General features: G+C 64.1%; 16 protein-coding genes. 3 read left to right on the forward strand and 13 right to left on the reverse strand.

Annotated elements, in window-relative coordinates:
* The first annotated feature begins 2 nt into the window (after nucleotides 1–2).
* Nucleotides 3–1250, forward strand: a complete 1248-nt coding sequence (locus ACUIAF_RS04375) for a DUF58 domain-containing protein (RefSeq protein WP_445337834.1) — start codon at nucleotides 3–5, stop codon at nucleotides 1248–1250.
* Entirely contained in the window at nucleotides 1247–3661 is a 2415-nt protein-coding gene (locus ACUIAF_RS04380; RefSeq protein ID WP_445337836.1) for a DUF3488 and transglutaminase-like domain-containing protein, read from the forward strand. Before ACUIAF_RS04375 ends, ACUIAF_RS04380 begins: the two co-directional genes overlap by 4 nt.
* Nucleotides 3662–4026: 365 nt before the next feature.
* Here the strand turns inward: ACUIAF_RS04380 and ACUIAF_RS04385 are convergent, their stop codons facing one another.
* From ACUIAF_RS04385 to ACUIAF_RS04400, 4 genes are all read right to left on the reverse strand, one after another.
* Entirely contained in the window at nucleotides 4027–8187 is a 4161-nt protein-coding gene (locus ACUIAF_RS04385) for a DNA-directed RNA polymerase subunit beta' (RefSeq protein WP_015021441.1), read from the reverse strand.
* Nucleotides 8188–8275: 88 nt separating this feature from the next.
* Nucleotides 8276–11842, reverse strand: coding sequence for a DNA-directed RNA polymerase subunit beta (gene rpoB, locus ACUIAF_RS04390; RefSeq protein WP_015021440.1), 3567 nt, complete (start codon nucleotides 11840–11842; stop codon nucleotides 8276–8278).
* Between the two features lie 194 nt (nucleotides 11843–12036).
* On the reverse strand, nucleotides 12037–12699 hold the full coding sequence (locus tag ACUIAF_RS04395; protein WP_445337838.1) for a hypothetical protein: 663 nt from the start codon (nucleotides 12697–12699) through the stop codon (nucleotides 12037–12039).
* A gap of 30 nt (nucleotides 12700–12729) precedes the next feature.
* A complete protein-coding gene (locus ACUIAF_RS04400) occupies nucleotides 12730–13755 on the reverse strand; it encodes an A/G-specific adenine glycosylase (RefSeq protein ID WP_445337840.1) in 1026 nt (341 codons plus the stop codon).
* Nucleotides 13756–13845: 90 nt separating this feature from the next.
* Here ACUIAF_RS04400 and ACUIAF_RS04405 point away from each other — a divergent pair, with 90 nt between their 5' ends.
* Nucleotides 13846–14499, forward strand: coding sequence for a tRNA (cytidine(34)-2'-O)-methyltransferase (locus ACUIAF_RS04405; protein ID WP_445337841.1), 654 nt, complete (start codon nucleotides 13846–13848; stop codon nucleotides 14497–14499).
* A gap of 15 nt (nucleotides 14500–14514) precedes the next feature.
* Here ACUIAF_RS04405 and ACUIAF_RS04410 read toward each other — a convergent pair whose 3' ends face one another.
* The 9 genes from ACUIAF_RS04410 to ACUIAF_RS04450 all read right to left on the reverse strand — a co-directional run bounded on the left by ACUIAF_RS04410 (nucleotide 14515) and on the right by ACUIAF_RS04450 (nucleotide 25253).
* On the reverse strand, nucleotides 14515–15879 hold the full coding sequence (locus tag ACUIAF_RS04410) for a PFL family protein (protein WP_445337843.1): 1365 nt from the start codon (nucleotides 15877–15879) through the stop codon (nucleotides 14515–14517).
* 10 nt (nucleotides 15880–15889) lie between these two features.
* Nucleotides 15890–16162 (reverse strand): ACT domain-containing protein, encoded by a 273-nt coding sequence (locus tag ACUIAF_RS04415; RefSeq protein WP_015021435.1) that lies wholly within the window; start codon nucleotides 16160–16162, stop codon nucleotides 15890–15892.
* A gap of 115 nt (nucleotides 16163–16277) precedes the next feature.
* Nucleotides 16278–17540, reverse strand: coding sequence for a galactokinase (gene galK, locus ACUIAF_RS04420; protein WP_445337845.1), 1263 nt, complete (start codon nucleotides 17538–17540; stop codon nucleotides 16278–16280).
* Nucleotides 17537–18820 (reverse strand): galactose-1-phosphate uridylyltransferase, encoded by a 1284-nt coding sequence (gene galT / locus ACUIAF_RS04425; protein WP_015021433.1) that lies wholly within the window; start codon nucleotides 18818–18820, stop codon nucleotides 17537–17539. Before galT ends, galK begins: the two co-directional genes overlap by 4 nt.
* An 82-nt stretch (nucleotides 18821–18902) precedes the next feature.
* Nucleotides 18903–19784, reverse strand: coding sequence for a DeoR/GlpR family DNA-binding transcription regulator (locus ACUIAF_RS04430; RefSeq protein ID WP_332461012.1), 882 nt, complete (start codon nucleotides 19782–19784; stop codon nucleotides 18903–18905).
* A gap of 220 nt (nucleotides 19785–20004) precedes the next feature.
* Nucleotides 20005–20748: a polyprenol monophosphomannose synthase gene (locus tag ACUIAF_RS04435; protein WP_445337848.1), complete on the reverse strand. Its 744-nt coding sequence runs from the start codon at nucleotides 20746–20748 to the stop codon at nucleotides 20005–20007.
* An 8-nt stretch (nucleotides 20749–20756) separates the two neighbouring features.
* Nucleotides 20757–22118: an NADH:flavin oxidoreductase/NADH oxidase gene (locus ACUIAF_RS04440; protein ID WP_445337850.1), complete on the reverse strand. Its 1362-nt coding sequence runs from the start codon at nucleotides 22116–22118 to the stop codon at nucleotides 20757–20759.
* 148 nt (nucleotides 22119–22266) lie between these two features.
* Entirely contained in the window at nucleotides 22267–24492 is a 2226-nt protein-coding gene (locus ACUIAF_RS04445) for a transglycosylase domain-containing protein (protein WP_110416872.1), read from the reverse strand.
* A 41-nt stretch (nucleotides 24493–24533) separates the two neighbouring features.
* The gene (locus tag ACUIAF_RS04450) at nucleotides 24534–25253 is read right to left on the reverse strand and encodes a Crp/Fnr family transcriptional regulator (protein ID WP_015021428.1); all 720 of its coding nucleotides are present in this window, start codon (nucleotides 25251–25253) and stop codon (nucleotides 24534–24536) included.
* Nucleotides 25254–25327 lie beyond the last annotated feature (74 nt).

A 25327-nucleotide genomic window follows, 5' to 3' on the forward strand; every position in this document is an offset into this window, starting at 1 on the left:
CCATGACCGCCTTCGCCAGACGACCTGCCCAGGAAGCAAGACCGGCCTCTTCGACAGGAGCCAGACAGGACCTGCGAGCCCAGGCCGCTGACCTTTGGCAGTCGGTCACTGCCCTGGGCTGGGCTATGGCCTTGGCGGCGCTCATTTGTGCACTGGCCTTCGTCCCGACTGGATGGCGTGAACTGCTTGCGGGCGTTCTGCTGGGCGCAGGCATGCTGCTGCTGGGGCTCCTGATGAGCCTGGGCAACCTGTCCTGTAGCGCTGAAACTCGTCTGGACCAGGGACATCTGGAGGTAGGCGGTCAGGCTGAACTGGTCCTGGTTCTGACCAATCCGGGCAGCCACCCCACCCGTCACGGCCGAATCGGCCTGGCTCTATGCCAAGGAACCGTCATGGCGCCATTGCCGGCCCTGGCTCCCGGCCAGAGTCACCAGATCCGTTTGAAACTGGAAGCCCGATCTCGTGGCGTGATTGACCTGGGCCCGGTGACCATGGAGGCCGGGGATCCGCTGGGACTCATCCGCCGTCGCCGGATTCTGGCTGATGCCCGAAAACTCTATATCCATCCCCGCACGGTTTCCCTGCCGCACCTTGAAGCCGGACTTGAACGCGACCTGGAGGGGGATCCTGGTCCCGGCATTGTAGACGACGACCTGGAATTCCATGCTCTGCGCCCCTATGCTCCGGGCGATGATATGAAGCGGGTCCACTGGTTGTCCACTGCCCGGGCCGGCACCCTGATGGTCCGCCAGTATGAGCCCACCCTGCGCACCAGGACTGAACTGATCCTGGACGGCCAGGCCGCCTCCTACCGGAACGCAGATGAGTTTGAACTGGCAGTTGAAATCTATGCCTCCTTGGGCTGCCGATGCCTGCTTGATGGCCGTCGGCTGCGAGCGCTGGCCCCGGAACCCGACAATTCCGGTGCCCATGGAACCACCCTGCCCACGGAGGATCCGCGTAGCTTTCTGGACACCTGCAGTGCCATCCACCCACGCCAAGACGACTACGATTTACTTGACCGGACTGATGCTTGCGAACAGATCAGTCTGACCATTCTGGTAACCGGTTCGCTGGGCGACCGCCAACCCTCAGCGCTGATGGGCGAATCGGCTCAGAGCGCCTCCCCGGTCATGCTGCTGGCTGCCGACCTGGATGCTCATCCAAGCCTGCAGACCCAGCCAGGCCTGGTCAACGCCGTTTTGGGTAGTATTCGGGACCTCCCCTTCCTCTTGGAAAACCAGCCATGAGCACATCATCCGCATCATGGATGGAGCAGGTCCAGAGGGAGCCGATTCGTCTGATCGGCAGGGCAGGCCTGCAATCCACTGTCGGCCCGACAAGGCGCCGCTCCCCCGTCATTCTGGTCGCCGAACTGGCCGCACTCAATCTGCTGGCCGGACTGCAGCTGTTGCCGGTCTACGGCAGTCTGCCCTTCTGGCTGACAGTGGGAGCCACAGCCTGCCTGGCCGGACTGCTAATCGCCATGCTCCCCCACCGTGGTATTGCAACAGCTTTCCTGCAGCCTCTGCTGCTGATTGCGGCTCAATTCCTGCTGGGTCCCATCTTTGCTCTGAACGGGACCACCCTGGCACACCTCCTGCCCACCTGGGCAACCCTGACACAAGGGTGGTCCGCTACCTTCGGCGCTTTCAAGACCCTGGCAGCCATCGACCCGCCCCTTGGCCAGGAAGCCGGCGGACTGATGGCCCTGTGGACGCTGATGCTCTGGACCTGCTATCTGGCGGTGCTGCTGGCCCGCCATGGCCTGGGCCGCAATCCGGGACGGCCGGCACACCCAGTGGCCGTCCTGGCAGCCACCCTGCCCATCCTGGCCACCATGGCTGTGTCAGCAGCCCTAGGGACCAGCAGAGGCCTCTATCCGGCATTGACGGGCGGCATCCTCTGGCTGCTCCTGCTTATTTGGAGCGCAAGTGGACTGGGGCTGCTGCGTCTGCAAGGACTCGCATCCACTCTTCTGACCCTGGTCCTGGCGGCCGGAATGATTTTCTCCGCTGTCATCCTGCCCGCCCCGACCCGGCTGGTCATCCGCGACCATTATCAGCCCACAATGGACCCCTACCAGTTCACCAGCCCCTTGAGTGATTACCGTGCCTATATCAAACGGCACCGCGACGATACCCTGGTCACGGTACGCAACCTGCCCGCCGGCACGCCGGTCCGGATGGCAGTCATGGACCGCTATGACGGCAAGGTCTGGAATCTGTCCGACTCCTCAGGCGCCGGAGCCGCCGACTATCGGCGCATCGGCGCCCAGATCCGCACAGAGAGGCAGCAGGAGAAGACCAAAGACGGCAAACAAACCGGACAGCCTTTTACCGCAACCTTTCTGATTCGGGAGGGATTCGACCACGCCTGGCTACCCTCCGCTGGACAGGTCGATGGAATCGATACGAATCCGGGTCTGCAACGGAATGACCTCTACTTCAACAAGGCTACGGACACTGCTTTGACCGATCAGCCCCTACAGGCAGGAGCCAGCTATACGGTGCACGGCGTGGCCGAAGACCGACCCCCAACCCGTCGCATCGCGGACAGCGATCCGGGAGATGCGCAGGTGCCTCCCCTGTCGGATGCCCCCGAGAGCCTGCCCAAGGCGGCTGCCTCCATGACCTCCATGCAGGCGCGCGGCGGCACCAGAGCACTGGCCATCGAGGAACGGCTGCACAAGGAGGGATGGTTCTCCCATGGTCTGGCCGGCGACTATCCCTCGCCCTCCGGCCATGGCGACTATCGAATCAATCAGCTCCTGCAGGGCCAGGCCATGGTGGGCGACAGCGAGCAATACGCCTCGGCCATGGCCCTACTGGCCAGGCAGATGGGTCTGCCATCCCGGGTGGTCCTGGGATTCCTGCCCAAGAACCATGACGGTTCCATCAGTCGGTCACGAACCAGGACCGAGTCGGATGGGAGTACCCGAATCGACTTCACGGGACGTGATGCCCAGGCCTGGGTGGAGGTCAATCTGAAGGGACTCGGATGGATCCCCTTCTACCCCACACCACCGGAGACCAGGACCCCGGACAGGTCCCTTGACTCCACTCCGCCCGATCCACGCACTCTCGTCCGCCAGCCACCGCCTCCGCTGGTCGATCCTCCCCGCGACGACCGGATCACCCAGGGTCGAACCACAGTCGGCGGGCAGGAAGCATCCCGGCGGTCTTCACCCTCATTCTGGAAACAGCACGGACCCCTGATAGCCAAAACAGCACTCTGGACCATGCCGATCTGGCTGCCGGCTCTCCTGATTCTGCTCCTGCTAGCCGTCAAAGCCTGGCTGCGCAGACGGGCACGGTCGACAGGTGACCCGAAGACACGCATCCGCGCCGGCTGGCGACAGATCGGTGACCTGAGCAGGCAGACTGGCCTGTCCCTGGACGGCACCCGTAGCGAACAGGCGAATCTGATCGCCCGGACCCTGCTGACCGACCCTCCAGGGTCCCCGTCGGCCGGACTGCGCGGGGATCTGGAACGACTGCGCAGTATGGCCGATCAGGCCTCTTTCGACCGGCGCCCCTCCGATGAGCAGGAAGCCGAAGACTGCTGGCTGTTGGTGGACAAGCTTCAATCCGCCATCCTGGCATCCCTGCCACGAACCCGCCGCTGGCGCACCCTGCTTTCCCCCAGGCACCTGCACTGACCCGCCCATCACCACGGGATCCGCCATGACGCCTCTTTCCTGCCCAGACAGTGGCATTGCAGCGAAGAGAGCATGTTCTGCAATCGAGCTTCAATAATCAGGACCCCACCAACCCACTGATCCAGGGTTCACACACAAAATTATGGACAACTTGCTGCGCCCATGGACCACGGGCGTGGACACGGTCGGCAGACAGTCGTTGTCTACCGCTGTCTGCCGGTAACCTGAACCGCAGGAAAAACAAGATGAGGGCCAGGGCGATCGTTAAGATCGCGCTGGCCCTCAACCTTTATCACAGCAGCCGAATCCGCTCGGGCCGGATAATCCGGCCCGAGCGGACCTGCAGCTACCGGCCGTGCGGGCACTCACTGGTTGGAGTGCTGATCCTCCGAAGAGGAGAAGGTGGCCGAACCAGGCTGCTGGGACGGCTTCTGATCGGAGCCACTGCCATCGGCTGCATCCGAGGATCCCGCGCCCGTGGCAGCCGTCTGATCGCCGGCCGCAGCTGACGGATCCTGCACGTTGGGGGTGTCCAGATGGCTCTGGCCGCCCTGGTCGTTGAGGAAGTCGTCCGGGTTGAAGTCGTCGCCCAGCTTCAGGTCCCCGAAGTCGATGTTGGAGAAGTCCACATCGTTCAGGTCGGCGTCGCTCAGATCCACGTCGCCGCCGCCCAGACCGAAGTTGGGATAGATGGTGTCGCGGATGGCCTTGTCGGGCTCAACGGTGGCGTTGCGGTACCTGGCCAGGCCGGTGCCGGCCGGGATCAGCTTGCCGATGATCACGTTCTCCTTGAGGCCCTTCAGGTCGTCGACCTTCTGGTTCAGGGCGGCCTCGGTGAGCACGCGGGTCGTCTCCTGGAAGGAGGCGGCCGACAGCCAGGAGTCGGTGGCCAGGGAGGCCTTGGTGATGCCCATGAGCTCAGGACGTCCCGCGGCCGGCTTGCCACCGGCCTTGACGGCCTTCATGTTGGCGGCTTTGAACTTGGCCTGGTCGACCAGCTCGCCGGGCAGCAGGTCGGTGTCGCCCGAATCGATGACCGTGACGCGGCGGAGCATCTGGTGGACGATGACTTCGATGTGCTTGTCGTGGATGTCCACGCCCTGGGAGCGGTAGACCGTGTGCACCTCGTTGACGATGTTCACCTGGGCGGCGCGCGGGCCGAGGATGCGCAGGATCTTCTTGGGATCCACGGAGCCCTCGATCAGCTGGGTGCCGGCCTCGACGTGCTGTCCGTCCTTGACCATCATGGGCGCACGGCGGGTGACCGGGTAGGTCAGCGCCTCCACAGAAGTGTCGTCCGGGGTCAGGGTCACCTGACGACCGCGATCGGTGTCCTCCACCTTGACGGTGCCGGGGAACTCCGCGATGGGAGCCTCGCCCTTGGGGGTACGGGCCTCGAAGAGCTCGGTGACACGGGGAAGACCCTGGGTGATGTCGGAGGCCGAAGCCACGCCGCCGGAGTGGAAGGAACGCAGCGTCAGCTGGGTGCCAGGCTCGCCGATGGACTGGGCGGCCACAATGCCCACGGCCTCACCCACATCCACCAGCTTGTTGGTGGCCAGGGACCAGCCGTAGCACTTGGCGCAAACCCCGCGGGTGGACTCGCAGGTCAGGACCGAGCGGGCCTTGACCTCCTCCACGCCGTGGGCGACCATGTCGCGAAGCACGTCCATGGACAGGGCGTCACCGCGCTTGTAGAGCACGGTCTTGCCGTCCTTGGGGTCGATGACGTCGGCGGCCAGGAGCCTGGAGTAGGGTCCGCCGTCGGCGGCCTTGACCAGGACCAGGTTGCCCTGCTCGTCGCGTTCGGCCACCTTCATTGTCAGACCGCGCATGGTGCCGCAGTCCTCCTCGCGCACGATCACATCCTGGGAGACGTCGACCAGACGACGGGTCAGGTAGCCCGACTCGGCGGTGCGCAGTGCGGTGTCGGCCAGACCCTTGCGGGCGCCGTGCTGGGAGATGAAGTACTCCAGCACCGACAGGCCGTCGTGGTAGTTGGACTTGACCGGTCGAGGGATGATCTCGCCCTTGGGGTTGGCCACCAGGCCTCGCATACCGGCGATCTGGCGAATCTGCATCCAGTTGCCTCGCGCCCCGGACTGAACCATGATGTTCACGTTGTTGTCCGGAGTGAAGTGCTCCTGCATGGCGTCAGCCACCTTGTCGGTGCACTCGGTCCACAGGTTGATCAGCTCCTGACGGCGCTCCTCGTCGGTCAGCAGACCCATGTCGTACTGGGAGTTGACCTTGGCGGCCTGCCCCTGGTACTCGTTGACGATCTCGCTGCGCTCGGGCGGCACCACGATGTCGGAGAAGGCCATGGTCACGCCGGACCACTGGGCCCGGGTGAAGCCCAGATCCTTCAAGGCATCCAGGGTGGCCGCGACCTGGGCGGTCGAGTACCGGGTGGCGATGTCGTCCACGATGCCGGACAGCTTGCCCTTGGGCACCTGCTCGTTGATGAAGGGGTAGTCCACAGGCAGCGTCCGGTTGAACAGGACCCGCCCGTAGTTGGTGGCGAAGAGCCTGGAGCCGTCCTTGAAGACCTCCTCCTTGACCACGTCGGGGCTGCCGGGCTCGGGGTCGACGACCTTGAGGTCGCCTGGCTCCCAGTTCTTGGGCATGACGAAGTCGGCGGGCACCCGAAGCAGGATCTTGGCCTGCATGTCGATCTCACCCAGGTCCAGGGCCATCCGGGCCTCGGCCAGGCTGGAGAAGATCCGGCCCTGGCCCTTGGCGCCGTCAACCACGGTGGTCAGGTAGTACAGACCCAGAATCATGTCCTGGGAGGGCATGGTTACCGTGTGGCCGTCGGCGGGCTTGAGGATGTTGTCGGAGGCCAGCATGAGCGAGCGGGCCTCAGCCTGGGCCTCTGCCGACAGGGGCAGGTGGACCGCCATCTGGTCGCCGTCGAAGTCGGCGTTGAAGGCCGCGCAGGCCAGCGGGGGCAGGTGGATGGCCTTGCCCTCGACCAGGATGGGCTCGAAGGCCTGGATGCCCAGACGGTGCAGCGTAGGCGCACGGTTGAGCAGGACGGGATGCTCGGAGATGACCTCCTCCAGCACGCCCCAGACCTCGGGGTCGCCGCGGTCGACCAGCCTCTTGGCGCTCTTCATGTTCTGCGCGTAGTTGAGGTCCACCAGCCGCTTGATGACGAAGGGCTTGAAGAGCTCCAGGGCCATGGGCTTGGGCAGGCCGCACTGGTGCATGCGCAGGGAGGGCCCGACCACGATCACGGAACGGCCGGAGTAGTCCACACGCTTGCCCAGCAGGTTCTGACGGAAGCGGCCCTGCTTGCCCTTGAGCATATCCGCCAAGGACTTCAGGGGGCGGTTGGAGGCTCCGGTAACGGGGCGACCACGGCGGCCGTTGTCGAAGAGGGAGTCCACGGCCTCCTGGAGCATGCGCTTCTCGTTGTTGAGCATGATCTCGGGGGCGCCCAGCTCGATCAGGCGCTTGAGCCTGTTGTTGCGGTTGATGACGCGCCGATAGAGGTCGTTCAGGTCGGAGGTGGCGAAGCGGCCGCCGTCCAGCTGCACCATGGGGCGCAGGTCGGGCGGGATGACCGGGACGACGTCCAGGACCATGGCCTCGGGCTTGTTGCCGGTGTTCAGGAAGGCGGAGACCACCTTGAGCCGCTTGAGGGCACGGGCCTTGCGCTGGCCGGAGCCGGTGTCGATCTCGTGACGGAGCTCCTTGGCGGCACCCTCCAGGTCGAAGTCCTGCAGGCGCTTCTTGATGGCCTCGGCGCCCATGCAGCCCTCGAAGTAGTCACCGTAGCGGTCCTGCATCTCCCGCCACAGATCCACGTCACCCTCCATGTCGCCGGGCTTCAGGGTCTTGAAGCGGTCGAAGACGGCGGTGATCCTCTGAATCTGGTCATCGTAGCGCTTGCGGATGGCGGTCATGTCCCGCTCGGCCCCGTTGCGCAGACGTGCCTTCATGGAACCCTTGACCTCGTCGGTCTTCTCCAGCTCGGCCAGGTCCTCTTCCAGCTTCTTGGCGCGCTTGTCGATCTCCAGGTCGCGCTTTTTCTCCAGCTGGTTGATCTCGTTGTCGAACTCGTCCTGCAGGTCGGGCAGGTCCTTGTGGCGCTGCTCCTCATCCACCTTGGTGACCATGTAGGCCGCGAAGTAGATGACCTTCTCCAGGTCCTTGGGCGCGATGTCCAGCAGGTATCCCAGCCGGGAGGGCACGCCCTTGAAGAACCAGATGTGGGTAACGGGGGCGGCCAGCTCGATGTGGCCCATACGCTCGCGGCGGACGCGGGAGCGGGTGACCTCCACGCCGCAGCGCTCGCAGACGATCCCCTTGAAGCGCACGCGCTTGTACTTGCCGCAGGCGCATTCCCAGTCACGGGTGGGTCCGAAGATCTGCTCGCCGAACAGGCCGTCCTTCTCGGGCTTCAAGGTACGGTAGTTGATGGTTTCGGGTTTCTTGACCTCGCCATAGCTCCAGCCGCGGATGTCGTCGGCCGTGGCCAGTCCGATTCTCAGTTTGTCAAATGCATTGACGTCCAGCACTCTGTGTCCTGTCTCTGATCTTGTAACTGCTCTGAAGTTTGCCTCTTGGCGGGATGCCCGTCAGGCGGGCATCCCTGTGACTGGTGGTTCAGCGGTACTCCGGCTCGGGAGCGGACTGGTCGGCCTTGGCGGAAGCGTCCGGGCGGGCGCCGATGTTGAAGCCCAGGTCGTCGGAGGCGGCGCTCGGGTCGTCGTCCTCATCCTTCATCTCGATCACGTTGCCTTCCGCGTTGAGCACCTCCACGTTCAAGGAGAGCGACTGCATCTCCTTGAGCAGCACCTTGAAGGATTCGGGGATGCCGGCCGCCGGCAGGTTCTCCCCGCGCACGATGGCTCCGTAGGCCCGGACGCGGCCGTCCACGTCGTCGGACTTGGTTGTCATCATCTCGTGCAGGGTGTAGGCGGCGCCGTAGGCCTCCAGGGCCCAGACCTCCATCTCGCCGAAGCGCTGGCCGCCGAACTGGGCCTTGCCGCCCAGGGGCTGCTGGGTGATCATGGAGTAGGGGCCGGTGGACCGGGCATGGATCTTGTCGTCCACCAGGTGGTGGAGCTTGAGCATGTACATGTAGCCCACGGAGATGGGCTTGGTGAAAGGCTCGCCGGTGCGGCCGTCGTAGAGCACGGCCTTGCCGTCGTCGCCCACCAGGCGCTCGCCGTCACGGTTGGGCAGGGTGGTCTTGAGCAGACCGTTCAAGGCATCCTCACGCACACCGTCGAAGACCGGGGTGGCCACTGCGGTGCCGGGCTCGGCCTTCTCTGCACCTGCCGGGATGTGCTTCTTCCACTCGGCCTCCAGGTCGGGATCCAGGCTGATGTCCCAGCCGGAGTGGGCGATCCACCCCAGGTGGAGCTCCAGGACCTGGCCCAGGTTCATACGGGAGGGCACGCCCAGGGGGTTGAGCATGATGTCGATGGGGGTGCCATCGGCCATGAAAGGCATATCCTCCTCGGGCAGAATCCTCGAGATGACGCCCTTGTTGCCGTGACGGCCGGAGAGCTTGTCGCCCTGGGTGATCTTGCGGTGTTGGGCGATGTAGACCCGAATCATCCGGTTGACGCCGTTGGGCAGCTCGTCGCCGTCCTCCTCGGCATCCTCGCGGGTGACCTCCTTGACCTCGATGACCGTGCCGGTCTCGCCGTGGGGCACCCGCAGGCTGGTGTCGCGCACCTCGCGGCTCTTCTCGCCGAAGATGGCCCGCAGGAGCCGCTCCTCGGGGGTCAGCTCGGTCTCGCCCTTGGGGGTGACCTTGCCGACCAGGATGTCCCCGGCCTCGACCTCGGCGCCGATGCGGATGATGCCGCGCTCGTCCAGGTTGGCCACCGCATCCTCACCCACGTTGGGCAGGTCACGGGTGATCTCCTCGGCGCCCAGCTTGGTCTCCCGGGCGTCGGTCTCGTACTCCTCGATGTGGATGGAGCTCAGGGTGTCGTCCTGGACCAGCCGCTGGGAGATGATGACGGCGTCCTCGTAGTTGTAGCCGTTCCAGGGCATGAAGGCCACCAGGACGTTCTTGCCCAGGGCCATCTCGCCCTTCTGGGTGGCTGGGCCGTCAGCCAGGACAGTACCGGCCTCGACCCGCTCCCCGTCCTTGATCAGGGGAACCTGGTTGTAGCAGGTGGTCTGGTTGGACCGCTGGAACTTGGCCAGCTTGTAGGAGGACTGGGTGCCGTCGTCATTCATGACGCGGATGATGTCGGCGGAGACGTAGGTGACCACGCCCGGCTTCTCGGCCAGGATGACATCGCCCGAGTCGATTGCGGAACGCCACTCGGAGCCCGTGCCCACCAGGGGACGCTCGGACTTGACCAGGGGGACGGCCTGACGCTGCATGTTGGTGCCCATCAGTGCTCGGTGGCCCTCGTCGTGCTCCAGGAACGGAATCAGGGAGGCACCTACCGAAACCATCTGCCGGGGGGAGACATCCATCAGGTCCACCTGGGAGACGGGCACATCCTTGGCCTCGGCCTCGGCGTCACGCACCAGGGCCTCGTCCTCGACGAAGTGTCCGGTCTCGTCGATCTCCTGGTTGGCCTGGGCGATGGTGTGCTCGGACTCCTGGTCGGCGGTCATGTAGACCACGTCGTCGGTCACCTGGCCATCAATGACCTTGCGGTAGGGGGTCTCGATGAAGCCGAAGGGGTTGACCCGGGCGAAGGTGGCCAGGGAGCCGATCAGGCCGATGTTGGGGCCTTCAGGGGACTCGATGGGGCACATGCGTCCGTAGTGGGAGGGGTGCACGTCGCGCACCTCCATGGAGGCACGGTCGCGGGACAGACCGCCGGGGCCCAGGGCCGAGAGACGGCGCTTGTTGGTCACGCCGGCCAGCGGGTTGTTCTGATCCATGAACTGGCTCAGCTGGGAGGTTCCGAAGAACTCCTTGATGGTGGCGTTGACCGGGCGGATGTTGATCAGGGACTGCGGGGTGATGGCCTCGGCATCCTGGGTGGTCATCCTCTCGCGGACCACACGCTCCATACGGCTCAGACCGGTGCGCAGCTGGTTCTGGATCAGCTCGCCCACCTGGCGGATGCGACGGTTGCCGAAGTGGTCTATGTCGTCCACGTCCACCCGTAGCTCGATGTCCTGGCCGTCGCGGCGGCCGGGGAAGGTCTGCCCGCCGGCATGCAGGGTCACCAGGTACTTCAGGGTGGCGATGATGTCCTCGGGGTGCAGGCTGCGGTCGTTGAAGTCGGCCTCAAGACCCAGCTTGCGGTTGATCTTGTAGCGGCCGACCCGGGCAAGGTCGTAGCGCTTCGTGTTGAAATAGAAGGAATCCAGCAGGTTGCGGCCGGCCTCGGGAGAGGCGGTGTCCGCAGGCCGGATCTTGCGGTAGAGGTCGGTCAGGGCCTCGTCCTGGGTCTCGATGGTCTCCTTCTCCAGGGCGTCCAGCACCAGCGGGTAACCCTTGAAGGCCTTGCGGATCTGCGGCTTGGTCATTCCGATGGCCATGAGGAAGACGATGGCGGACTGCTTGCGCTTGCGGTCCACGCGCACGCCCAGCACATCGCGCTTGTCGATCTCGAACTCCAGCCAGGCACCACGGCTGGGGATGATCTTGGCCCCGAAGACCTCCTTGTCGGAGTTGCGGTCCTGGGTGCGGTCGAAGTAGACGCCGGGAGAGCGGACCAGCTGGGAGACGATGACGCGCTCCGAGCCGCCGATGATGAAGGTGCCGTGGGGGGTCTGCAGCGGGAAGTCGCCCATGAAGACGGTCTGGGACTTGATCTCGCCGGTGTCCCCGTTCTCGAACTCGGCGTTCACGTACAGGGGGGCGGAGTAGGTGTAGTCCTTCTCCTTGCACTCCTGAACCGTGTGCCGGGGCTCCTCGAAGTAGGGATCCGAGAAGGTCAGGCTCATGGTCTGGGCGAAGTTCTCAATGGGCGAGATCTCCTGGAAGACCTCATCCAGGCCGGAGACGGGAGCCACGGTATGGGTCCCGTTGACCTGATCCTCTTCGACCCTCTTCTTCCAGCGGTCATTGCCGACCAGCCAGTCGAAGCTATCGGTCTGCACGCCCAGGAGGTAGGGTACCTCGATGGGTTCACGGATGGATCCGAAATTGACACGATCGGTGGCCTTGTGCAGTTTGATGTCGTGTTCGTCAGCGCGTGCCTGCGTGGCGGTGGTACTACTTACAGCTTTATTGGCAGCCAAAATGGACGTTCCTTATCGCTCGCCGTACTCGATCATTCCTGTTACCCCAGGGAGATGCTGAATGGCCGCCATATGCCTATTCGCGGGCACCTCCTCGATGATGCATGCCCGCTATATGACACACCTCATGCAAAGACAAAACTATAGCAGACAAGAACCCTAAACACAATCGGCGTGTCGTCTTGGAAAAGCTGCTATTGAACCATGACGGGCACTTGCTGGGAGACTACGTGCGAATCGGCCTTGAGCACCAGCTTGGCCTGATAGGAGCCGGCCTTGACCCAAGGCAGCTCCTGGTCGGGCTGGCAGCTCTCCTGGTTCCTGTCGGCATGCCAGGTGATGGTCTGCACATCCTTGTCGCCGGTGGCCATGAGCAGGGTGCGCGCCCCCACCGGGCAGGCATCGGAGCGCCAGACGGTATCCTGGCCGCTGGTGATGACCAGCACCCGGCCTCCGTCGGAACCGTCCACCAGGCATGAGCCCGTTCCCTTGTGCCGGATGGTCGCTGTGAAGTCGATGGATCCGCCGACCTCAGTGCTGGGATCGGGCGCAGCCAGCTCCAGCGCCAGGTCCCCTTTGCCACAGTCAGGGGCTCCTGAGGAACGCTTCCTGCCGGCATCCTTCTTCTGATCTTTGCCCTGCCTGTCCTTGTCTTTGGATTTCGTCTTTGCGGACTGCTGGGCGCTGGTAGAGGCACCCTGGCCCCCATCGCCTCCGCGCAGGGCTCTGATGCCGGCCCCCACGCCCCAGACCAGGCCAGCACAGACCAGCAGGAAAAGCACCGCCAGCAGGGCGGCCGCGATCCTCCGGCGACGGTACATCCGCCGTTTCTTCTCGCTCATGCGTCGCTTGGCCATACTTCTCCAGTCTAATCGCCAGGGCGGCCTTCACTGCGGCAGACTCAGGCTGCCGTCCTGGCCGATCTCCAGAAGACCGTCCTCGTCCAGGGAGGCGACGCACCGATCAAGTCGGATTTCGTCGTCGCACAGGGGTTTCAGGTCCTTCCTGGCGACAGGTGCGCCCGAAGCCCGCCGCAGGGCCTGAAGAATTGCACCGCGGACCTGCCGGTCGGTGCCTGCGAAACGCTGCCGGGGCCTGGTCCTGCCCGCGCCTAGACCTGGCAGCCCAGCCTTGAGAAAGCGGCAATGGCCGGCCAGGGGGCAGATGTCGCAGGCCGGCTTGCGAGCTATGCAGACCGTGGCGCCCAGCTCCATGACAGCCTGGTTCCATCGTGCCGAGGGCGGCTCCCGCCAGGCTGCCGACCGAACCTGCGGATCAGCCAGCCCCAAACGGTCACTATCTTCCTGAGCACCGCTGTCCTGGGCGTCGACAGTTTCGGTTCCCTCGTCCTCGGGCAGGACCTGCCAGGCCAGCTGGCGCTCCTCACGGCTGGCAGCGCCCCCGGTGGATTCGCGCCCCAGGAACACCCTGGACAGCACCCTGCGGATGTTGGTGTCGATGACGGCAATCCTCTCGCCGTAGGCAAAGCTCATGACAGCGCTGGCCGTGTAGTCGCCGATGCCGGGCAGGGCCACCAGCTGGTCGTAATCCCGGGGCAGCCGGTCTGCATACTGGCCGGCCACCTGCTGCGCACACTCCTGCAGGCGCAGGGCTCGGCGCGGGTAGCCCAGCCGGCCCCAGGCCGTGATGACCTCGGCCTTGGGTGCGCCAGCCAGGGAGGCCGCATCCGGCCATACCTTCATCCAGGCCGTCCAGTAGGGCACCACCCGGCTCATCTGGGTCTGTTGGCTCATGACCTCGGAGACCAGTACCCCCCAGGGCGTGGTTCGTCCAAAGCGCCAGGGCAGGTCGCGGGCATATCGGCTCCACCAGTCGAACAGCCGCAGGCGGATGGGCTCAATCTCCACCAAGGCCGCTTCCGTGTTCTCCATGGTCACACCGCCCTTCGCCATCCGATTCCGTCTCATTCAACCGCCGTATTTTGCCCGATGGTGCCGACCGACACTGCCTCACCTGTCGTTTGGCGACGGTAGGTTGGCCTCATGAACAGGCAGGAGCAGGAGCAGTCAGGCGACCCGTCGAAGGCTGTCGAAAGCATGTACGAGTACGGATACCGCAAATCGAACTATGGTCCCGATGAGCTGGTCACCGACGCCCACGGCAATCCCATCTCCGTGGTGGACGCCATGATGAAGGCCGATCAGGCCAGTCGGGTGAAGACCTCCACACCCCACCTGTGCTACTACTCGCCACGAATCCCCGGCAACACCGGCTCGGCCATCCGCCTGTGCGCCGTGACCGGCACCATCCTGCACCTGATAGAGCCCCTGGGCTTCAACCTCAAAGACACCAAGCTGCGCCGGGCCGGCCTGGACTACCACGACATGGCCCATGTGGTCCTGCACCCGGACTTCGACGACCTTGTTCGCTCCATGCCCGGCAGCCGGATCATCGCCTTCACCGCCCACGCCGACAAACTCTATACCGAGGTCAGCTACCGGCCCGACGACATCCTCCTGTTCGGACCCGAGCCCGGCGACATCCCCGACCCCATGGAGATCATGGCCGGCCCTCACGTGGCCGAACAGGTCAGGCTGCCCATGCGGCCCAGTCTGCGCAGCCTGAACCTGACCAACTGCGCCTCCATCGCCATCTACGAGGCCTGGCGGCAGCGGGGATTCCAAGGCGGTCGCTGAACACCGCGAGCGCGCTCAATTCTTGAAACTGTGAATGGGCGCCGGGATATGTCCGCCTCGGTTGACGAAGTCGGCACAGGAGCGGGTATTGACAGGCACGACCGGCCCACCACCCATGAGCCCGCCGAACTCGGCCCACTCACCCACCTGCTTGCCAATGACAGGAATGACCCTGACTGCGGTGGTCTTCTGATTGATCATGCCGATGGCCGCCTCGTCGGCGATAAGGCCGGAGATGGATTCCGCGGAAGTGTCCCCGGGGATGGGAATCATATCCAGCCCCACCGAACAGACGCAGGTCATGGCCTCAAGCTTCTCCAGGGTCAGACTCCCCTCTTGTGCAGCCTGGATCATGGCGGCGTCCTCGGACACGGGAATGAAGGCCCCGGACAGCCCGCCCACCGAGCTGGAAGCCATGATGCCGCCCTTCTTGACCTGATCGTTGAGGATGGCCAGGGCCGCTGTGGTCCCGGGTGCGCCCACCTGCTCCAGGCCCATGGTCTGCAGGACTTCGCCCACCGAGTCCCCCACCGCTGGGGTGGGGGCCAGGGACAGGTCGATGATCCCGAAGGGCACGTCCAGGCGACGGCTGGCCTCCTGGGCCACCAGCTGCCCCACCCGGGTGATCTTGAAGGCCGTCCTCTTGATGGTCTCGCAGAGCTGCCCGAAGTCCGCTCCCCTTGCTGATTCCAAGGCGGTCTTGACCACGCCGGGACCGGAGACCCCCACGTTGATGACGGCCGATCCCTGGCTGACCCCATGGAAACCACCGGCCATGAAAGGGTTGTCGTCCGGAGCGTTGCAGAAGACCACCAGCTTGGTGCAGCCGGAGCTGTCCGAGTCGGCGGTGCTCTCGGCAGTGGCCTTGACGACCCGTCCCATCAGAGCTACGGCATCCATGTCGATACCGGTCCTGGTGGAGCCCACGTTGACGCTGGCGCAGACCCGTTCCGTCTGGCTCAGGGCCCTGGGCAGTGACTTGATCAGCAGCCGTTCGGCCGGGGTCATGCCCTTGCCGACCAGGGCCGAATAGCCACCAATCAGGTTGACACCGACCTCCTGGACCGAACGGTCCAGGACCTTGGCCACGGCTACATAGTCTTCCACGGAATGGCAGGCTCCGGCGGCCACCAGTGAGATAGGGGTGACGGTGATGCGCTTGTTGACGATGGGAATGCCGTACTCGCGGGCGATGGAGTCCCCAGTGGACACCAGGTCGCCGGCCAGGGAGACGATCTTGCGATGGATGTTCCGACAGAGCATGTCCACATCCCCGCTCACACAATCCAGCAGGCTGATGCCCATGGTGATGGTGCGCACGTCCAGGCGCTCCCGGTCGATCATGTCGTTGGTCTCCAGGACCTCGTCGCGTGTGATCATGGCCGCCTCCTTAGACCCGGTGCATCCTGGTGAAGATCTCCTCGCGCTGACAGCGGATGGAGACTCCGATATCCTCTCCCAGGGATTCCATCCGCTGGCTCAGTGCATCGAAATCATCCCGGCAGGCGGTGCAGTCAACAATCATCATCATGGTGAAGAAGCCGTCCAGAATGGTCTGCGAAATATCCAGCACATTGACACCCTGCTGGGAGAGGTCTGTGCAGACCTTGCCGATGATGCCTATGGCATCCTTGCCCACCACCGTAATGATCGCCTTGTCCATGGCCGTCCTCCTCATCCACCTCGCCCTTGACCGGAGCCCGCGAAAACCGGGACCCCGCTCCCCCAGCTTAGAGGAGCGCCGGGAGAAGCGGGGTCGCAGGGGCCTGCAGACTGACTCAGGATTCGCGGGTGGCCGCCGAGGAGGGCAGGGCGACCAGGGCCCTGGGGGCCTTGAATCCCTTGGAGGCGAACCGTTCGGCGATGTCACGGGCAAGACCGGAGCCCTTGCCGGCATCAGCCAGGGCGATGATGGATCCGCCGAACCCGCCGCCGGTCATACGAGCTCCGTAGGCCCCACCCTGACGTGCTGTGTCCACGGCCTCGTCCAGCTCCGGGCAGGTGACCTCGTAGTCATCCCTCAGGGAGTCATGGGAGGCGTTGATCAGGCGGCCGGCCAGGACGTAATCGCCCCTGCCGAAAGCCTGGATGAAGCGGTCCACCCGTCCTATCTCGCTGATGACATGGCGGACCCGCCGACGCATGGTCTCATCGGGCAGTTGCTCAAGCAGCGCAGCCAGGGCGGATGGCGGATCAGCGGCGCCATTGACCTGGTCTGCCGCCTGGCGCAGGTTGGCCACCCCCAGCAAATGCACAGCCTGCTCGCAGGTGGCCCGCCGCTGATCGTATTGGCCATCGTTGAGCTGGTGCTGGGCCCTGGTGTCGACGACCAGCAGCTCCAGGCCCGCAGCCCGCAGGTCAAAGGGAACCTGGCGCACGTTGCTCATGGCATCCAGCTCCGGGCGGCAGTCCAGCCGCAGGGCGCAGCCGGATCGACACCGCATGGCGGCGCTCTGATCCATGCCGCCGGTGGATGCGCCGGCCATATCGTTCTCAGCCGTGATGGCGGCCTGAATCAGCCTGACCCGGCCACCCTCGTCGCCGCCCAGACCCAGACCGAACAGGTCATCCAGGGCCAGGGCCACTGCACAGGTCATGGCGGCCGAGGAGCTCAACCCGGACCCCACGGGCACACAGGAGGCCAGGGCCAGGTCGAACCCTCGAACCTGGGGGAAGCCATCCCGCCGCAGAGCCCAAGCCACGCCGACCGGATAGGCCGCCCAGCCGCTCACCCCACGGGCCTGAAGCCCATCCAGGTCAGCCTGGACCGGGTTCTCCGGATCCATGGTGGAGACCAGACGCACCCGACTGTCCGTCCTGGGACTGGCGGCCACATAGGTGCGAGTGGGCAGGGCGATGGGCAGGCAGAGCCCGGCGTTGTAATCCGTATGCTCGCCAATCAGATTGACCCGGCCGGGGGCACTCCAGACGCCCTGGGGGTCCCCGCCATAGACCTTCCGGAAGAGCTCTCGGGCCTTGGTGGCCCCTTGGCCGTCAGCACCCTGGGTCCAGGGCTGTATGAATTCCACTGTCCTCGTCATTGATTCTCTCCATTCTCCAGGTCCAGGGGTCCCAGCTGGCGGAATCGGTCAGCGATGCGCTCAGGGGTGGTGTCAGACACCCATGCAGCCATGCCTGACTCGGACCCTGCAAGATACTTGATTTTGTCCACGGCACGACGGAAGGAGAAGAACTGCAGGTTGAGCCGGTAGTCCTCCCGCCGCGAATCGTGCAGCGGGGCCTGATGCCAGGCGGCGATGTAGGGCAGATCCATTCCCTTGCCGTCGCCCTTGTCGAAGAAGGCGTTGCCCCGCTTGAGCAGGGTGGAATACATGACGGCCAGATCCCAGCGCTCCTGGTCGTTGAGCTGGTCCAGGCTCAGGATCCCGTCGCGCACGGGGGCCATGTGGACCTCCAGGGGCCAGCGGGCGGCGGCGGGCACATAGGCCACCCAGGTGGCGTTGCGGAAGACTATGCGTCGACCGGAGTCCAGCTCAGCCTTGAGGATGTCCGCCAGGAGGTTGCCGCCGGTGCGTTCGCGGTAGGCGGCGCACTGCTTCAGCTCCTGCTCCAGCCGGGGGGCGATGAAGGGGTAGCAGTAGATCTGACCGTGGGGGTGGGCCAGGGAGACGCCGATCTCCTGGCCATGGTTCTCGAAGGGGAAGATCTGTTCGATGCCCTCCATGGTCGAAATCTCAGCAGTGCGGAAGGCCCAGGCCTCAACCACCGTCCGCAGACGGGAGACCGGCAGATCGGCAGGCAATGCGTGCTCATCAGGGTCGAAGCAGACCACCTCGCAGCGTCCGTTGGCCTCGCGCACCGGCCATAGGGGGTTGCCGTCCACCAGTGAAGGCTGGTCGACCGCCTGCGTATCGGGCACCTGCATCATGGAGGGGAAACGGTTCTCGAAGACCGCCACGTTGTAGTCCACATCGGGGATCTCCCCATCCTGGTAGGGGTCTCCGGGCTTTCTGGCGGCCAGGGGGTTGCCCTTGGCGGTGGCCTGCGGACCGGCGGTGATGGGCCGGTTCATCCGAGCCGTGGCCATGGGGATCCAGTCTCCGGTCAGAGGATCACGGCGCATCTGCGGCGGCTGGAAGGGCACCGTCCTGCCCTCCTGATCCTGATGGGGGGCGAACCGGTCGGTCAGCGGACGAGGGTCATCCAGACGCCTGGTCTTGCGGCCGGAGACATACTCAGGATCGTCATCCAAGTAGAAGAACCGGCGCCCGTCGGCCAGCCGGGTGGGGGTGATACGGATATGCTCCCTGGCGTAGTCGCCGGGAACATACCGCTGGGGGATATACTGCTCTGACTTCATGCTGCTCCTTCATCGTCCGTGATGATTGACAATCCATGGCAACCTGCTATGACAACCTGCGCACCCTTGAACAACTGGCTGATCATTGAGCCTGGACCGCTTCCCCGGCACCCGCCTTGGCTTCGGGTCCGTCGGAGTCCCCGTCTTGAGCCTGGCCTTCCTCGGGGTTGACCGGCACCAAAACCAGCCGCTTGACCAGGGACCGGGTGGCCTCCGCCGACTCCTGGTCCAGCTGGTCGTCGGTGATGACGGTGTCCACCTGGTCGAATGAGGCAAACAGGGACAGGGAGGTGCAGCTCCACTTGGTATGGTCGGTCAGGATGATGGTCCGGTCGGCAATGTCCATCAGCGCCATATCCGTGGCCGCCTCCAGGGAGTTGGGCATCAGGAAGCCACGCGGTATGGAGACCGAGTGGGTCCCCAGAAAGACCGTATTGACCCGCAGGGAGGCGATGACCTTATCCGCAATGGGGCCGACCAGGGAGTTGGACCGGGTGATGACGCCGCCGGTGACGATGACCTCCACGTCCTTGCTCTCCATGGCCTGGACCAGCTCGGCCACGGGGATGGAATTGGTCAGCAGGGTCACGCCGGCGCACTGACGGCTCTCCAGAAGGTGCTGGGCGAAGACGTAGGCCGTGGTCCCGCCCCCGATGGCGATGACGTCGCCCGGGGAGACATAGTCGATGGCGCGCCGGGCGATGGTGTCCTTGAGACCCATGTCCATCTGTGACTTGACCGAGAAGAGCGGCTCGGCCAGTAGCGAGCTCGTCGTGACGGCCCCTCCATGGACTCTCTTGAGCAGGCCCTTGTCCGCCAGGTCGGCAATGTCACGGCGGATGGTCATGGCGGAGACGCCCAGCTCCTTGGAAAGGGCGGTAATGCGGACTGCGCCACGAGTACGCAACCGGTTCAATATCAGGTGTTGGCGTTGTGACGATATCATTCGAACATTATCGCACACATTCGCCCAAATTGGCAAGCCGGCCATCGGACAGTGGTCGCTGTTCCAAAGCGGGGGCGAAAAATCGACATCCCTGCCATGCTTGGACCATTCTTCCATACACCTGAAGCCTGCCGGAGCTCCTACGGAAATCCAATCACCAAGGCGTAATTTGTTCTGTAAAATCCCAATAAGGACCTTTGGGGTCGCTCATAAAAACGAACACAAAGGGGATGCAATGTCAGTTTCGACGAATCAACCGTTCAAGTCCCCACAGAGTCACTTGCGCCATGGCCTCCAGAACGATCCCAGCATCCATCTTCGAGCTACCACGAACTCGCTCCACGAAGACTATAGGCACTTCGACTACGCTAACGCCCATGGCCTGGACCCGACGCAGCATATCCACCTGGAAGACGTAGCCGCTGGATCGGACCCTTCCCAGATCGATCCGCCTCAGCACGTCCGCTCGATAGACCCGCAGGCCGGCAGTCATGTCCCTTACTGAGGATCCCAATACGGTGCGGGCATACCAGGATCCCGCACGCGAGATCAGGTTCCGATACCAGGGCCAATGCTTTGTGCGGCCTCCGCGCACCCGGCGCGAACCGATGACCAGACCCGGATGCGCCTCACCTTGGGCCACCGCCAGCATCCTGGCCAGATCCTGGGGCCGATGGGAGCCGTCCATATCCATCTCGCAGATCAGGTCATAGCCATGCTCCAGCGACCAACGGAACCCCTGCACGTAGGCTGGACCCAGCCCACGGCGGGCATGGCGATGGATGACATGCACGCGAGGATTGCTCCTGGCCATATCCTCGGCCTTGGCGCCGGTGCCGTCCGGCGAGTTGTCGTCGACGACCAGGACATCGACTTCCGGGCAGCAGGCCAACAGCTGTGGAAGGGTCACCACGATATTGTCAGCCTCTTGATACGTAGGCGTGACCACAATGGTCCCTGCTCCCCCACCAACAACGTCCATGGCCGCTCTCAGCGTACGATGCCGTAGGCCCCACGCCGGTATGGCTCAGGGTAGGGGGTCTGCTGAGCGGACAGCCCCAGTTTGTAGGCGGCCCTGAGCGGCCAGTAGGGGTCGCGCAGGCTGGCTCGCCCGATCTCCACCGCATCGGCCAGGCCCTTGCGCACAATCCGGTCGGCCTGCCTGGGCTTGGTGATCAGCCCCACCGCCGTAGTGGGAATCAGCGCCTGGCTGCGCACCTGATAGGAGAAGGGCACCTGATAGTTGGGAGCGGCGGGAATCTTCACGCCGGGCACCAGACCCCCGGTGGAGACGTCGATCAGGTCCACCCCGTGCAGCTTGAGCACCTTGGCAGTGTGGATGGTCTCGTCCAGACCCCACCCGCCGGTGGCCCAGTCGGTGGCGGACATGCGCACCAGCAGGGGCATGCCCGAGGGAATGACCTCGCGCACGGCATCGGTCACCTGGATCAGCAGGTGCATCCTGCCGGACAGATCGCCACCGTATTCATCGTCGCGTCGGTTGACCAGGGGATCGAGGAATTCTGAGAGCAGGTAGCCATGGGCAGCATGCAGCTCCACTCCCAGGAAGCCGGCCCGAACGGCTCGCATGGCAGCGGAACGGAAGTCAGCCACAATGGAGGTTATCTGAGCCCGGGAGAGCTGGACCGGCACAGCCATCCTCCCAAAGGCGATGGGGCTGGGGCCCACAGGTTGCCAGCCGCCCTCGGCCACAGGCACGGTGGCATTGATGTAGCCCATGGAGGAGCATCCGGAGGAACCCTTGCGCCCCGAGTGGTTGAGCTGGACGATGGGCACTGCCCCGGCGGCCTTGACATCCCGAACGATGCCCTGCCAGGCCCTGGCCTGCTCGTCGTTCCACAGTCCCACATCACAGGGTGAGATACGTCCCTGGGGATTGACGGCCGTGGCCTCCCCGATGACGACTCCGAAGCCGCCCAAGGCCCGAGACACATAGTGCTGATAGTGGAAGTTGGTAGGAATCCCGTCGTGCCGCAGGGCCGAATAGGTGTCCATGGGGGGCATCCAGATCCTGTTGCGGATATGCTGGTCGCGAAGTTCCATGGGCTGGAAGAGTGCAGGCAGGGCCGTCTCCCGCCTTTTTCCCGATTTTGACAACCTGGACTTTTTGGCTCTTTTGCCCTTCTTGCCCCTCTTGGATGATTTGATCGGCTTGACGGCATTGCCGGTTTTCTTCTTTCCGTCGGCCTGATCGGTCCCAGCGGACCAGATCGGTTTGGACACATCCAACCTGCCAGAACCGCTGACCGGCCCCGGCATTGCCTGATCGTCGTTGACCCGGCCGTCGGCCCGAGGGGCCTTGTCATCCAGCTCTGAATATTCCTGGACCATCAGTTCCTGCCTCTCCCGGCGGGCGGCCGCAACCCTCGTGGTCCGCCCGTTGACGAATCCCTAATGGCCTCCATTGTAGGCACAGGCCCTGGTCCTCCGGCGAATCCACAGTCTGGGATCGGTCCGGACCGGTCTCCTGGTTGCCTTGTTACTCCCTTTGGCTGTGACTATAGGTCTGCTGCTGTCCGCCCGAGGACTGTTGCCGGGACTGCTGAGATGGCTGAGACTGCTGGACCCCACCTGTGAAGCGGGGATCGGGATTGCCGTAGGAGTTGTCCGGCTGGATATTGGCTGCGGCCAGGTAGGTGTTCATGAAGTCCTTCCAGGCCGGGGCGGCGATGGATACGCCGTCCCAGATGTGGAAGGACCGTCCGTTGATGGTCTTGTTGTTGAAGGAGACCTGACCTTCCGCATTGCCCACGGTGACGAAGGCGGCCACCTGGGGGACGAATCCGCCGGTCAGCATGTACTTGTCCTCATGGGTGCCCGTCTTGGCGAAGGTCTTACGGCCCCCGTCCAGCTGGGCCACGGACGCCACGCCTCCGGGCTGGACCACGCCCTGGTTCATGGCATAGGCGGTGGTCTCGGCGATGCCCGGGTCTATGGCCTGATGACAGTTGGCCTTGGGCACCTTGATGGATCGATTGTTCTTGTCGACCACCTTGGTCATGGCGATGGGGCTGCAGGCCACGCCCTTGGCGGCGATGGTGGCGAAGACATTGGCCATGGTCAGGGGGGAAGCCTGGACCGCTCCGATGACCATAGGCGGCTGGAAGGTGTTGTCCGAGTGGATGTCCATCTGGTCCTTGGGTGAATTGTGGTAGCCCATTTCCTTGGCCGTGTCCGCTATGCTGCACAGGCCAATCTGCTGGGCCATGGAGGCCTGGACGGTGTTGTGCGAGCGGATCAGGCCCTGCAGGGGGGTCTCCGGCGAGACGGTGCCGCCGCTTGCATTCTCCACATGCCAGTTGCCAGTGCCGAACCCGTAAGAGGTGCCGTCAGTCTCAGTGCAGGCGAATGTGGCCTGTGGGTAGTTGGTGGATGTGCGCAAGGGCTGGTTGATGGATTTGCCGGCCTTCATCCAGGCCACCAGATTGATAGGCTTCCAGGAGGAGCCCACGGGGAACCCCCAGCCGCCGCCGTCCTGCTGATCCACTGCATAATTGATTGCCGTGCGGGTGCCGCCGCCGGAGTTCTGGGTGGCGTCGTAAATGCGGTTGATGCCGAAGCCCAGGACCTCGCCGGTGCCCGGGCGAATGGCCGCCATCGTGACCTCGAACCCGGTCGGATCATCCACGGGGATGGTGTCCCGGGCCGCCTTCATGGCTGCGGCGTTGGCGTTGACATCCATTGTGGTGTAGATATCCAGACCACCCTCCTTGAGGAGCTTGTTGCGCTCCCCCTGGCTCTTGCCGAACTCCTTGGAGTTGAGGATTTGCTTGGTCACGTAGTCACAAAAGAAAGCCGCGTCCCCAGCCGCCTGGCAGCCGGCGTCCGCGGACTGCACATGCAGCATCTGATCCAGCGGCTTGGCCTTGTACTCGTCATACTGGCGCTGGCTGATGTAGTTTTCCTGCCTCATCAGATCCAGGACGATGTCCCGCTGCTCCTGGGAGGCCTTGAGATTGACTGTGGGGTCGAAGCGGGCGGGATTCTTGGTCACAGCGGCGATGGTGGCGGCCTCGCCCGGGTCAAGGTCCTTGGCCGACTTGCTGAAGTAGCGCCTGGCTGCCGATTCAACCCCGTAGACGTTCGTGCCGAACTGGGCGATATTCAAATATCCTTGAAGAATCTCGGCCTTGGAGTACTTCTTCTCCATCTGCACCGCAATCAGCATCTCCCGCATCTTGCGGGCTATGGTCTCCTCCTGAGCATGATACGCGGCGATGGGGTCGTTGTTCTCCTCGGCCTGGCTCATGAGCACGTTCTTGACATACTGCTGGGTCAGGGAGGAGCCGCCCTGGGTGTCGCCCTGCTTGATGTAGGTCTGGATGAAGGCCCTGAGCACACCCTGGGTGTCCACGCCGGCATGCTCGAAGAAACGACGGTCCTCGCGTGCCACCACGGCTTTCTGCATGTAGTCGGAAACGTCCTTGATGGGCACCACGATCCTGTTTTGCACATAGAAGGTGGCGATGACCGTATGCCCGTCGGAGGCGTAGAGGCGGGACTGCTGGGGCAGATCGTTGACGTTGAAATCGATATTGTCCGTCTTCAGGGCAGGCATCAGATTCCTGGAGGCGGCGTTGATGCCGAAGACAGCGGGAGACAGGAAACCAGAGACGACCACGCCACCTGCGACGCAGAAGATGAGGTAAGCCAGCAGCAGCGTGAAGAAGCGCCTGACCGACATGGATTTCTTTTGTTCGGGCATGGTCTCCATCCTAGGCCGTCGGCTCTACCGGGTAGCGGCGTTCACATGCGCGAGCGTCGAATCAGCGGTCCAGGCTGGAAGATGATGATGGTGCGGCCCTTGCGAGAGATCCATCCCCGGTTTGAGAAGTCCATCAGGGCCTTGTTGACGGTCTCCCGTGAGGCGCCGACCAGCTGGGCCAGCTCCTCCTGAGTCAGATCGTAAGGGACCATCAGCCCCTGCTCGAAGGGTTCGCCGAAGCGTGTGGCCAGATCCAGCAGGGTCTTGGCCAGGCGGGCCGGCACATCCAGGAAGACCAGGTCGGAGATGCGCTCGTTGTCGGTCCGCAGACGGTGGGCCAGCACCTGAAGCATGTCCACGGCAACCTTGGGATGCTGGTTGAGCCAGTCGAAGAGGGTATCGTGGTCCAGAGCCGCCACCTTGGTCTTGTTGACCATGACCACGGCCGAGGCTGTACGCGGCCCACCGGAGGGGTCAAAAACGGGGATCTCGCCCAGGATCTCCCCGCGCCCGTGGATGCTGAGCAGCTGGATGCGGCGGTCGGGCGACTGGCGGACCAGCTTGACCCGTCCCTCCTCCAACAGATACATACGGTGGTCGGTATCCCCCTGTCGAAAGACCGTGGACCCCTTGGCGTATGTGGTCTCGTGCATGGTGTCCAAAAGCTGGTCGGCGTCCTGCCTGGGCACTTGTTTGAATAGGGCGGTCTGCCTGAGGGCGTTCCCGTCATCGGGAATCTCATTGGGCTTGTGAACCGCCATACTCCGCACTCCTTTTCGCCATGTCTGGCGGGTCTGCACCGACTCACGCATGGTTGATGACCTCACGCCGGGTT

The organism is Bifidobacterium sp. ESL0822 (assembly GCF_052606675.1).

Coding starts and splice junctions, on each gene's coding strand:
- galK (WP_445337845.1), bottom strand. CDS start 17,540: ATGACGAGGACAGTGGAATTCATACAGCCCTGGACCCAGGGTGCTGAC.
- ACUIAF_RS04400 (WP_445337840.1), bottom strand. CDS start 13,755: ATGGCGAAGGGCGGTGTGACCATGGAGAACACGGAAGCGGCCTTGGTG.
- ACUIAF_RS04445 (WP_110416872.1), bottom strand. CDS start 24,492: ATGCCCGAACAAAAGAAATCCATGTCGGTCAGGCGCTTCTTCACGCTG.
- ACUIAF_RS04415 (WP_015021435.1), bottom strand. CDS start 16,162: ATGGACAAGGCGATCATTACGGTGGTGGGCAAGGATGCCATAGGCATC.
- ACUIAF_RS04395 (WP_445337838.1), bottom strand. CDS start 12,699: ATGGCCAAGCGACGCATGAGCGAGAAGAAACGGCGGATGTACCGTCGC.
- ACUIAF_RS04405 (WP_445337841.1), top strand. CDS start 13,846: ATGAACAGGCAGGAGCAGGAGCAGTCAGGCGACCCGTCGAAGGCTGTC.
- ACUIAF_RS04380 (WP_445337836.1), top strand. CDS start 1,247: ATGAGCACATCATCCGCATCATGGATGGAGCAGGTCCAGAGGGAGCCG.
- ACUIAF_RS04375 (WP_445337834.1), top strand. CDS start 3: ATGACCGCCTTCGCCAGACGACCTGCCCAGGAAGCAAGACCGGCCTCT.
- ACUIAF_RS04435 (WP_445337848.1), bottom strand. CDS start 20,748: ATGGACGTTGTTGGTGGGGGAGCAGGGACCATTGTGGTCACGCCTACG.
- ACUIAF_RS04440 (WP_445337850.1), bottom strand. CDS start 22,118: ATGGTCCAGGAATATTCAGAGCTGGATGACAAGGCCCCTCGGGCCGAC.
- ACUIAF_RS04450 (WP_015021428.1), bottom strand. CDS start 25,253: ATGGCGGTTCACAAGCCCAATGAGATTCCCGATGACGGGAACGCCCTC.
- ACUIAF_RS04410 (WP_445337843.1), bottom strand. CDS start 15,879: ATGATCACACGCGACGAGGTCCTGGAGACCAACGACATGATCGACCGG.
- galT (WP_015021433.1), bottom strand. CDS start 18,820: ATGAAGTCAGAGCAGTATATCCCCCAGCGGTATGTTCCCGGCGACTAC.